This window comes from Cohnella lupini (assembly GCF_003386205.1).
Classification (GTDB): Bacteria; Bacillota; Bacilli; order Paenibacillales; family Paenibacillaceae; genus Cohnella; species Cohnella lupini.
The window spans coordinates 106,184-117,647 of record NZ_QRDY01000003.1 but is presented as its reverse complement, the minus strand read 5'-3'; the positions used below and the strand labels follow the sequence as shown (position 1 = coordinate 117,647).

At 51.0% G+C, this 11,464-nt stretch carries 9 protein-coding genes and 1 riboswitch; of the genes, 3 read left to right on the top strand and 6 right to left on the bottom strand.

Annotated elements, in window-relative coordinates:
* Positions 1-52: 52 nt before the first annotated feature.
* The 3 genes from DFP95_RS07505 to metA are packed head-to-tail and all read right to left on the bottom strand — an operon-like array spanning position 53 to position 3,367.
* Complete coding sequence (locus DFP95_RS07505) at positions 53-1,240, bottom strand: MalY/PatB family protein (protein ID WP_115991982.1); 1,188 nt, start codon at positions 1,238-1,240, stop codon at positions 53-55.
* 21 nt (positions 1,241-1,261) lie between these two features.
* Positions 1,262-2,419 carry a PLP-dependent transferase gene (locus DFP95_RS07500; RefSeq protein ID WP_115991981.1) on the bottom strand — a complete coding sequence of 386 codons (1,158 nt, stop codon included), beginning with the start codon at positions 2,417-2,419 and terminating at the stop codon, positions 1,262-1,264.
* A gap of 15 nt (positions 2,420-2,434) precedes the next feature.
* Entirely contained in the window at positions 2,435-3,367 is a 933-nt protein-coding gene (gene metA, locus DFP95_RS07495; RefSeq protein ID WP_115991980.1) for a homoserine O-acetyltransferase MetA, read from the bottom strand.
* A gap of 127 nt (positions 3,368-3,494) precedes the next feature.
* Positions 3,495-3,608, bottom strand: a riboswitch (SAM riboswitch).
* Positions 3,609-3,965: 357 nt separating this feature from the next.
* Here metA and corA point away from each other — a divergent pair.
* Entirely contained in the window at positions 3,966-4,901 is a 936-nt protein-coding gene (gene corA / locus DFP95_RS07490) for a magnesium/cobalt transporter CorA (RefSeq protein ID WP_115991979.1), read from the top strand.
* Positions 4,902-4,988: 87 nt separating this feature from the next.
* On the opposite strand, the gene DFP95_RS07485 is transcribed toward corA, so the two are convergent.
* Positions 4,989-5,987, bottom strand: a complete 999-nt coding sequence (locus DFP95_RS07485; RefSeq protein ID WP_181907309.1) for an HRDC domain-containing protein — start codon at positions 5,985-5,987, stop codon at positions 4,989-4,991.
* Positions 5,988-6,208: 221 nt separating this feature from the next.
* On the opposite strand from DFP95_RS07485, the gene DFP95_RS07480 reads away from it, so the two are divergent.
* Entirely contained in the window at positions 6,209-6,505 is a 297-nt protein-coding gene (locus tag DFP95_RS07480; RefSeq protein ID WP_181907308.1) for a DUF3055 domain-containing protein, read from the top strand.
* 61 nt (positions 6,506-6,566) lie between these two features.
* A complete protein-coding gene (locus tag DFP95_RS07475; RefSeq protein ID WP_115991977.1) occupies positions 6,567-6,836 on the top strand; it encodes a hypothetical protein in 270 nt (89 codons plus the stop codon).
* Positions 6,837-6,876: 40 nt separating this feature from the next.
* Here the strand turns inward: DFP95_RS07475 and DFP95_RS07470 are convergent, their stop codons facing one another.
* Together DFP95_RS07470 and DFP95_RS07465 are read right to left on the bottom strand one after the other, a co-directional pair.
* Positions 6,877-10,176 carry a beta-xylosidase family glycoside hydrolase gene (locus DFP95_RS07470; RefSeq protein WP_115991976.1) on the bottom strand — a complete coding sequence of 1,100 codons (3,300 nt, stop codon included), beginning with the start codon at positions 10,174-10,176 and terminating at the stop codon, positions 6,877-6,879.
* Between the two features lie 18 nt (positions 10,177-10,194).
* Complete coding sequence (locus DFP95_RS07465; RefSeq protein ID WP_115991975.1) at positions 10,195-11,295, bottom strand: hypothetical protein; 1,101 nt, start codon at positions 11,293-11,295, stop codon at positions 10,195-10,197.
* Positions 11,296-11,464 lie beyond the last annotated feature (169 nt).

The following is an 11,464-nucleotide window of genomic DNA, read 5'->3' as shown; positions in this document are numbered from 1 at the left end:
ACAATATTACCAAAAAACCGCAAGAAATCTGAATATTCTCACGGTTTATCGACTAATTATTGGTTATTATCGCAGAATTAGCGGCTAAAGAGAATCTTTCCAAGGCATCCATCAATAATGAACGCCGACAGGCGAGATTAACGCGCAAATATCCTTCGCCTTGTTTGCCGAACACCGAGCCCTCGCTAAACGCGACGCCGGCTTCATTAAACATAAGCCTTTTCAATTCTTGCGGCTTATCCGAGATCGCCGTGCAGTCCATCCATACCAAGTAGGTTCCCTCCGGAATGATGACCTTTACCTGAGGAAGCCGCTCCTTGATGAACTCGGAAAAAGCATTCAAGTTTCCTTCTATATACTCAAGTAACTGATCCAGCCACTCATCTCCGTGAGTGTAGCTGCTTTCTATAGCCGTCAATCCGAAATAGCTTTCCATGTGGATGGACAAGGTCTTGAGCAAGGCATTGTATTTACGCCTGATTTCCTCGTTCGGAATGATTACGGAAGCCGTTTGAAGTCCCGCAAGATTAAAGGTTTTGCTCGGGGCGATGCAAGTTACGGAATGCTGGGAGAATTCCTCCGAAATCGAGGCGTACGGCACATGCTTACGGCCGGAGAACACGAGATCGTGGTGAATCTCGTCGGCTACGACAAGCACGCCGTACTTCGAGCAAATACCGCCTATACGGGTCAATTCTTCTCTCGTCCATACTCTCCCGCCCGGATTGTGCGGGGAGCATAGCAACAGCATCTTCGCGCCTGCTTTCGCCTGCTGCTCCAATAAGCCGAAGTCGATGGAATAGCGTCCGTCTTCCAAAATCAGGGGGTTGTCTACCACCGTTCGACCGTTCATCTTGATGACGTCGTAGAAGGGATAATATACCGGGGACTGCAGGATGATACCGTCGCCCGGCTCCGTAAACGCGAGAACCATTAAGCTAAGCGCGGGTACGACGCCGGGACTCGAGCTGATCCAATCCTGCTCGATATTCCATCCGTGTCTTCTCGATAACCATCCGACAATCGAGTCGTAGAACGATTGGGTTCTAACCGTATAACCGTAGATCCCTTGCTCGGCCCTGCGGGTTATCGCTTCGACGACTTCCTTCGGAGCTTCGAAATCCATGTCCGCGACCCATAGGGGCAAAATATCGGGACGACCGAATAATTTCTCCGATTGATCCCATTTGTAGGATGCCGTACCCGTCCGGTCGATGATCTTATCGAAATCGTATTTCATCCAAGTATCCCTCCGGTTCCCTTACCCTTTGATTTCCCGCTCCGCGGCTTCGATCGCTTGCTTCAAGTCGTTCATGATATCGTCGACATGCTCTATTCCGACCGAGAAACGCAGCAACCTATCGTCCACTCCGATAGCTTCGCGAATTTCCTCCGGGATATCCGCATGAGTCTGTACGGCCGGATAAGTCATCAAGGACTCCGTGCCGCCGAGACTTTCCGCGAACGCGATCAGCTTAATATGCCTGAGAATCGGTTCGATCGTCCGTGCATCCTTCATCTTGAAGGAGAATATGCCCGTATTGCCCGATGATTGCGAGTTCTGAATATCATGTCCTGGATGATGAGGAAGCGCCGGGTAATAAACCTCTTCCACCGACGGATGAATTTTTAACCATGCGGCCAACCGGGTCGCGTTATACTGATGTCTTTCCATCCGAAGCGCTAACGTCTTCATTCCTCTCATTAGAAGCCAAGAATCCTGCGGTCCGAGGACGGCTCCGATAGAGTTATGAAGGAAGGCGACATCAGCGGAGAGCTTCTCGCCTTTCGTCACGATCAGGCCGGCAAGCACGTCATTATGGCCGCCTAAATACTTGGTTGCGCTATGCACGATAATATCGGCCCCGAGTTCTATCGGCCGTTGGAAGAATGGCGTCAGCAACGTATTATCGACGATCGTGAGCAATCCCTTTTGTTTCGCCCAAGCCGCTACCTTCGCGATATCCGTCACCATCATGAGGGGATTCGTCGGCGTTTCGATCAGGATCGCTTTCGTGTTCGGCGTCCGATGCGTTTCCAAGGCGTCCAAATCATTCGTATCGATGTAGGAAGCCGTCACGCCGAAACGGGACATGATTTTCTCCAACAGACGGTATGTACCGCCGTATAAGTCGAGGGAAACCAGCAAATGATCTCCCTGGCCGAATAAAGCGAATACGGTCTGCAAAGCGGCCATACCCGAACTGCAGGCAAATCCGGCGTCGCCGCTTTCCAGATCCGCCGCCGCCGCTTCCAGAACCGCCCGAGTCGGGCTCTTCGTTCGGGCATAATCGAATCCCGTGCTTTGTCCTAGGCGGGGGTGCCGAAACGCGGTCGCTTGATAGACCGGAAAACTTACCGCTCCCGTGTCCGGGTCGTTCTGCGACCCTATTTGGGCCAAACGGCTTTCGATGTTCATGATCTGAATGCCTCCCTAGCGCAATGTATAAGTTTTGGCGGTGCCCAGTTCGAACGGAGTCGCTTGATAGACGTAATAATTCAACCAATTGGAGAACAATAAATTAGCGTGGGCTCTCCAAGTGGATACCGGCGGTCTAGAGGAATCGTCGTTCGGGTAATAATTTTTGGGGACGTCGATGCGAAGTCCCTTCGCTTTATCCCTGTCGTATTCCCACTTGAGGGATTGCGGGTCGTATTCGGAATGGCCGGTAACGAATATTCGTTTGCCGTCGGATGAAGCGGCGATATATACCCCTGCTTCCTCGGACTCGGACCAAATCTCAAGGCCTTCGACCTTCTCGATGTCTTCCTTAAGCACTTCCGTATGTCTGGACTGGGGGACGTAGAACATTTCGTCGAAACCTCGCAGTAACGGAATGTTCGGCTTGGATATTCCGTGCGGGTATACTCCGAACATCTTCTCGTTTAATGAAAGCTTAGGCACGCCGTAATGGTGATACAGTCCCGCCTGCGCGCCCCAACAGATATGGAAGGTCGAGGTCACGTTGCTATTCGTCCAATCCATGATTTCCTTCAGCTCTTCCCAATAGGTCACGTCTTCGAAAGCTAGATGCTCGACGGGCGCTCCGGTGATGATGAACCCGTCGTATTGTTCGTCCTTGATGTCTTCGAAGGTCTTATAGAAGCTCTCCAAATGCTCGGCGGAGGTATTCTTGGACATATGGGTCTTCGGATGAATCAACACCGCTTCGAGTTGCAAAGGCGTATTCCCGATCAATCGGAGCAATTGGGTTTCCGTCGTTTCCTTCGTCGGCATTAAATTTAAGATCCCAATTCTGAGCGGGCGAATATCCTGATGGTAAGCGACGCTTTCGTCCATTACGAAAATATTCTCTCCCGCGAGAACTTCCTTGGCCGGCAGATTGTCAGGTACTTTAATCGGCATATTGTTCCTCCTCTAATGCAACGACGCCGCTTGCTCGCAGCGATCCGTTGTCGTGATACGTAGATGAGCGCAAATAAAAAACGACCCAAAATGAGATAGGGTCGTGTAATAGATCGTACGCGCGCCCCTCTCATCTGTCAGAAACGATACCGTTTCCGCAAGATTTAGCACCGTGCGTCTAATGACTACGTCGGTTGCCGGGCTTCATAGGGCTAGTCCCTCCGCCTGCTCTTGATAAGATGGCAAACTCTATTCGGTTGTCGGTAAAACTACCCTTAGATTACTCGAAATTCAGGAGGCAGTCAAGGTGCTGATTTCATGCCGCGGTTGTCTTATTTTCTCCTTGAAAGGTGCAGGGGGTGAAGCTTATACTTAACACGTCAATAGTGACAATACGACGCTTGCGTCTAATCGAGGATAAAGGGGGGGAGCCGGACATGGAAGGCGATAAACCCAAGCCTGACGATAATCAATTCAATCACGCTGGATGGTATTCCGCGACAAAGTCGTTTTCTCGGTCCGGCTTCTTCGGCTAAGAGCTCGCTTTCCCGTGGAACGTCCCGCATGAACCCGATGGACATGCAAAGGAGCGGTTCCCATGAAAATAAGATTGGTAAACAACGGAATATTCACTACGATCGAAGACATCAACGAAACGTTGGTCGCGCCGAAAAACGGTTTTTTCTGGATCGATGCGGACGTCGACGATCTCGTGATTTTGCAACCGTTATTCGGCCTGCATGATCTTGCCGTCGAGGATTGCATGACGGAAGAAGAGCAGCGCCCGAAGCTGGAAATATACGAAAATCAATATTTTCTTGTTATTAACAGCATTCGCTTCGACGACGAGGAAATTTTCCTTCGCGCCTTGAATATCTTTCTAGGCCGGCATTATCTGATAACCGTTACTCGCCAGAAAATCAACGAGCTCCGCAGCGTAAAGCCGATCCTGTGGGAGCAAGAGGTTAACGAGTCCGACCGATTCCTCTACCATCTCGTCGATATCGTCGTCGATAACTACATTACCGTCGGGGACCGGATCGAAGCCCGCATCGAAAGCCTTGAAGAAGATATTCTTATGCACACTAAGAAATCCCACCTGACCGAGATTATCGGTCTTAGAAGCGAAATTCTGTGGTTAAAAAAAGTTCTCGGACCTCAGCGAGAGCTCATCGCCACTTTGAACAAGAAGGATTTACGACTAATCGACAACGAACTGCAGAAATACTTCGGAGACATCCACGAGAATGCGGTCAAAATATACGAAACTTTCGAGACTTACCGCGATCTCATGGGCAACTTACGCGAAGCGTACCAGTCCAGCCTTGCCAACCGCGCGAACGAAATCATGCGTGTGTTCACGGCGCTAACGACGATATTCATGCCTTTAACCTTTATCACTGGAATATACGGGATGAATTTCGACTATATACCCGGCATGCATTTCGGTGCGGGATCCGTCGTGTTGATCGCCTGCATGGCTGTCATCGGCTTTGGGATGTTCTACCTGTTCCGCAAGAAAGATTGGTTATAACCGATGAGATACCGAATCTAAGCCCGCTCCTTCGGATGGATGCGGGCTTAGATGCTTTAAAAGAAGGTCATGGCTTATATCTTCGCCTTATACAGCTGCCTGGTTTACCCTGCGGCACCGGATGCGGACCATTCGCAGCTTCTCGTACTGTCTCTCGACCTCTTCGTCATTGGAGTTGACTTCCCCGTATACCTTACGTAGCAAGGGCTTTAAGTAACGGTCACCCAGTTGCTGAATCGCCGTCTCGATCAGTACCGACTCCTCGGCGGGCAGCTCGGATAGCTCCTTCTCCACGACCGGAAGGACATCGTAGCCTTTTTCGTCCAAGCGCTCTATTCTCTCCAGTAGCTTGCGCCGCGGACAATTCAGTTCTTCTTCCAATTGGCTTAACGTTCTGCCTTCGCGAATGCCGTTCAAGAGCGAGCGCTTCTCCTTCACCGTCGACAACGCCTTCCCATACTTCTCCTCCTTCAATTGAAACATCCATGAGGATAGCTGAGATTCGCTCACGACGCCGGGAACCCAAGCATCGAGCGGATAGGTATGGCTTCGTTCTTTCGTCTTGAGCAATTCGACGATCTCGTTGCCGTACCGTTCGGTTTTGACTTTGCCGAAGCCCGGAATTTGACCTAACTCATCGACCGTCTGCGGCAAGAAAACAGCCAACATCTGCAGCTCCCGATTCGTCGCGATCAAATACGCCGACTTCTTCTCCTCTAGGGATTTCGCTCTTCGCCAAACCTTCAATCCAGAGACGGCATCATCGGCTTCCTGCGAATCCGCGTAACACTGGAGCAGCTGCGGAAGCGCGGGGCGTCTTTCCCAGAACGGAGTTTCCTCGAGCATTCCGTCCAGCAGAGGCCGAAAACCGTCTCTCATCTTGTTAGCTACTCCGTGACGGAAAGCCGCTAGTAGCTCCTCCCAGCTCATCCCTTCGTACCAGACATCTTCGATCGAAGACGTCTCTAGTTGAAGCCCCCTCCATCCCGCGGTCCATATTCCCTGCAATTCTCCGATGAAGACATGCGCCCTTTCCTCTTCTTGGCCTGCTACGCGTTCGAACTGATTCAGAAATACTACCTGCATACCCATTTCCTCCTTGGCCGTCTATGCGGCGTATCATGGTTGTTCAGGCAGCAAAATCCGGCCAGGGGAACGCAAAAAAGCACCTCCCGCCGAATGGCGATGAGGTGCTTCCTCTCTCCTGCAAACATGAACATATTCAGATTATCAAAATTATCCAAGTTAGGCAAGACTTCTTTATTCCATTATAATAAAGCTAGCTATCTCAAGGAGGACTTATACCGATGACCATGAAAGACTTCGACTTCTTATCGGACTCGACCGAACAAACGACGACGCGATTCGTTACGTTCGTAACCCCCGGACTTAAACGTTTCGACTTAGCCATTCTATCCACGAATCGGTTTTACGGCAAGAAGCTCGTAACCGATATGATGTTCGGCCGCAGCGCCGTTCTTGGACCCGACGATCTGGAAGAAGAAGGCGTGCTGGAATCCGTGTTCCGCATTAACGAAGAAGAAGCCGCAGAGCTTGGCCAATTCCTTTCCCTGGTGCTCGGCGCGGTTAACTTCTCCGACTAACGAAAGAAGGAAACGGACAATATAACGGAAATCCACCCTATTCCGACAGGAGGTTTCCCGAATGTTCCCTTTTCGTTCCGAGAAAAAGCAACCTACTACCGACTTAGCCACCGTAGAATCGCAACGTAATGACTTAGCGGCGGAGGAATTCCCCGAAGGCCCCTATGGCTCCGGTATTTTGTCGGCGACATTAGGCAAGAGCAGCCCCTGGAGAGAAGATCAACGCCCTCCTAATCGGTTCAGCTACGAGAATCGCGAGCTGCATGCCGGACTGGAACGCGGGTATCCCGGAGACCATGACGTCCACAGCGAGAGCGGCGACGAGGGGTAACTTAACATAGCTTTGCTATATAACCTAGTCCAACGTCCCGTTACGGCAATGGCTGGGGTAGACCGTTCTGAAGCAATTCGAAATCGTCAAAGTATAGCGCTCCCGCCGCCGAGCGTTTATACATATTCAAGGTGACTCCCGTGTTGGCGTTGCCCGTCGTAAACGAAAGCTCGTACTTTGTATAATCGGTCGAATTTACGGTAATCTCTCGGTCGTAGCTTCCGTAAAACTTCACTTGAAGCACGCCAGATCCCCCGTCGACCGATTTAACCCAAGCGGTTAATTTATAGGCTGTATTCGGAGTCAGTCCGGTTACGTTCTGCTCGATTCCTCCGAACTGGGTGGTTAATCTGGCGGCATACGTTCCCGTACGGGCATTCGTAGCGGTAATGGCCGAATTGTTCCAATGCGAAGTCCAAACCGTGAAATTTCCCGTCTCGAACCCCGGGTCTCTAGCCAAATTCGTGTCCGACAACACTTGGACGTTCGCGACTACCGTCTTGGCTCCATCCACCGTGCTTACGGTAATCTTCGCTACGCCTTCGGCAACCGCCGTTATGTTTCCATTCGCGTCGACGGCGGCAATCTCAGGATGATCGCTGCTCCATGTGACCGCTTTGTTCGCCGCATTGGCCGGCTGCACCATAGCCGACAAAACGGAAGACTGGCCAACCCTGAGATTCAAGGTGCTTTCGCTTAAACTAACGCTAGTTACGGCGACCGGAACAGGCGGTGGAGGAGGAGTTATGTCATCCGTAATCACGTGGAAATAATCGAAGTCCGCCGTTAGCGACGTTCCCCCGCAAACCGTCAGGCCGATCTTCAGATCGTCAAGCTCGGCCATCTGCGTCGTCCATACTTGCGTGTAATCGGTTCCGTTCGCCGAGTAATAGCCGCTATAGGTGTTATCGTATTTCACGATCCGCAGATAAACTTCGGTCGATTCGATAGGATCGGAGATTTCCGCATGCTGGCGAACCGCATTTATTTGTTTCGTAAATTGAAGCTGATTGCCGCTTCCGTATAAGCGGGTTAGTCTGAACCAGTTATAATCATCCACGTAAACGATCAATCCGCCTTGCGACCACTGCGAGGACGGCTTACCGTCAAGCTTCGTTTCAATAACGAAATCGCCTTCGGGGGCGCCGGTCAATAATATGTTTTTCGCGGAAGTGGCGCCGTCGACGATGTCTCCCGCTTCGCTTGCGATTCGCATATAACCCGGCCGCGAGCTCAGAGACCATTTGCTATCGTTCTCTCTGATCCAGTTCCATTGATCGTCAAGGACGCCAGCCTCGAAATCATCGTTCGTTCCCTCCGTAAATACCGGTTCTGTCGGTCCGCCGGGTCCGCCGGGCGCCGGGCCGAACTGAATCAATACGAGATCGTCGAAGTAAACCTCTCCCGCCGCGGAGTCTTTATATAAGAATATCGTGGCGCCCGTAGCGGATTCGCCCGTCGTGAACGTAATTTCCTTGCGAGTGTAACCCGTTGCGTTCATATGGGCGTCCCGGGAGCTTCCGCCGTAATTCTTGACGCCGAACACCGCATCTCCGCCGCTGGTGCTCTTGCCGTAAGCATACAATTTATATAGCGTGTTCGGATACAAGCCGGTGATATTTTGCTCCATCCCCGCGAACGCTCCGGAAAGCCTGGCCGCGTAGCTTCCCGTATTCGAATTATTGTTCTGTATAGTCGCCCCGTTGTAATGATTCGGCCAAAAGCCGAAATCGCCCGTTTCAAAGCCCGAATTTTTCAGCAGGTTTTCTTCTTGCGGCGGCTGAGGAAGCGGAGGAAGATTGTTCGGGTCGAGACCCGCGCCTCCGTAAGCCCCGATATTCGGATTCGCCGCATTCGAAACCGGATTGCCGAAATAATCCCTGCCTCCGTTGTTCGCGATCAGCTTGCCCGCTCCGATAGCCGGAGAGGTAGAAAGCAATTGATAACCGGCGAGCGAATCTATGCCAAGCCCTCCCGACCCGGGCGAAGCAAGCTGCGGATCCGCGGTTATTTTGAATGCGTCCGCCGGTTCGCTGGACGGGTGGCTGCCGTAGAACAGGTTGCGTTCGAAAACATTGTTCGTGCTGGCTGCGAACGTATAGCCGCCTGTACCAAGGTTATAGATCAGATTGTTGTAGAAATACGTATTCTTGGCAAAGCCGCCCCAATTGAGATAATCCACCACTTTGGTATTGGAGAATTTGGAGAGATATACGGTGTTGTTATATATCGTCGTGGTATCCGGCGTTCCGCTGAAATTAAACACGGCGCCGCCATCGTTCTGGCTGATGTTATAGCGAATTATCGTATTCGTATTGGCGTTGGTCGCAACCGTACCGTCGTTCACGACGAGGAAGCCGCCGCCCGCGTTGTTATGGCTATAATTATATTGGATAATCGTTCCGTCGCTTTTGTAGTCCGAATCGAATGCCATCGCATCGCCGCCCGGCGCCGTATTATATACCTCGTTGTTTTGAATGATCGCGTCTTTGCTGGAAAATACCCACAAAGGCACATGATAGCCGCTTGCTCTTACGTGCGTGTTGTACACGACATTGTTTTCGATAATCCCTCCTGTCGAATCCAATAGAAGCGCGCCGTCCGCAGCGATATCATAGAGCGTGTTTCCGGCCACTCGGAAACCGGACGAGTAGCTTTTCTGAGCGCCATAGATGTAAATACCGACGCTGTCCACCGAATAAACCTTGCTGTTCTTGACCACCACGTCCGATACATGGTAATCCCAATTCGTTCCCCATACGATGATCCCCCCGTTATGGGCATAATCGTCGCTCACGTTTCCTTTTACGTTGTGAACGTCCAAATTCTCGAATAAAAAGTGCTTGTAAACTTTCGGATTGGTCCATGTCCCGCTTGACCCGTCCACGTGGATACCTCTGCGTACCGCAGCCGTTGCCGCATTATTCGTAATCTCCAGATTTTTGACTTCCCATTGCTCTTGATTATAGAAATACACGGCTGCCGCTGCGCCGTCTCCGGCAATCAACGGCTTGTTGCCGGTTCCGTACCGGTCTATCGTAATCGGACTGCCTTCCACACCCGATCCTTGGGGAGATAGAGTACCTGACCACACGCCGTTCGCCTTAAATAAAATGCGGTCGGCCGGTAGAAACTCGGTAGCGTTAACCTTAGTCAGCGTCTTCCAGGCGAATTCCGGGTCCGTTCCCGAATTAGCGTCGTTTCCTTCTATCGAATCCACATAATAGGTGGATCCCGTTTCGGTTGCATACACAGGACTGAGCATCGATACGGGAAAGATGCCGATTGCCGCAATCGTGATAGTCAATAAAAATCTGAATATTCCGACTTTTCTAAACATAATAAGTGCCTCCTTTTATTATAGGTTGGACAACAGCTTCAATCGATCAATGCGTTCTTCGTAAATCTCGATAGTAGCTTTATCGTAGAGCTTATCCAGATATGATTCATAGGCGATGTCCATAAAGCTACTCCTCACATTGTGCTTGTTCTCTTCAAAACTTTGATACCCGTCGGCTTCAATCGCCTTAACCTTGATAAACACATACTCGCCGAGTAGTTCCTCGTCGAAAACAGCGCTGATCTGACCGGCTTTCAGGCTGCCGGAGAGAATAGAATAGAGCTGCGGTTGAGATCTGTAATACGCGCCGGCCTTATCGCCGGTCAATTCGTCATCGGTATTCCGGATCGTCACCGTATCGTTGCCAGCCTGCAACCGCGCCGATTGCACTGCCTCCGTAACCTCCATTCCTTGATCCACCAGCGTCCGGAGCGATTCCGCCAACTTCTTCGCCGTTAATTTTCGTTCGGCACTTGTACCTTTGCCCTCGCCCCTGTAAGAGACGGCCGTTTTCTCAAAGCTAACCTTGCCTTCTAGCGTAAACATCGTGTCCTTAATCTGCTCGTAATGCTTTTGCAGATCCTCATCCGTCATTTTCACCTCCTTTTCAGACAGTTTTTCCTTCAGTTCAATTCGCAAATGGCTTAAGAAGTAATTCAAAAAAAAGCTTTCATCAAACTTGACCGGGCCGTATACGGGCTCGTTCGCTTGGACTGCCGCTCGTCTTCGCTTATTCTCCTTATCCATCTCAAGTAACAAGTCCTCGTAAGAGGTTCCCCGGATCAAGCCGTAAGATTGTGCAAGTTCCAGTTCGAGCCGGGTTCTGACGAGGGACTGCAGTGCCCAATTCCTCGCAACGGAGCCCGGGGTCTCCCCGTTATAATCGGTTTCCCAGAAATCTTTGCCGTATTCCGCTCCGTAGGTTTGGCGGAAATAATCGATGACCCCCGCTCTTTGCCGCATCAGTTCGTTCTCTAGCTCCCTCGCCGTAATCGGGCTGCCGTTCACGTCCGCGACGGGAGTCCGTTCCGGATGCGGACGTGCCGAGACGTAGTAGATGGACAGCAAGACAATCGAGAATAAAGTTAGAATTAGAGCAACCATCCCTTTAAGCTTCATGTTAATCACCCCCAACATATCGTATAACAGCGCTTACATTTAGGTAAGTGATTCAATTTAAAGCTATGCTAGCAAAATATTAAGATTTTCCGATAGGAATCAACGAAAGGACAACTTCGGGTTCGTATCGTATTGGGGCTGTCGGCCATAATGAAACCCGCTGTTGCCA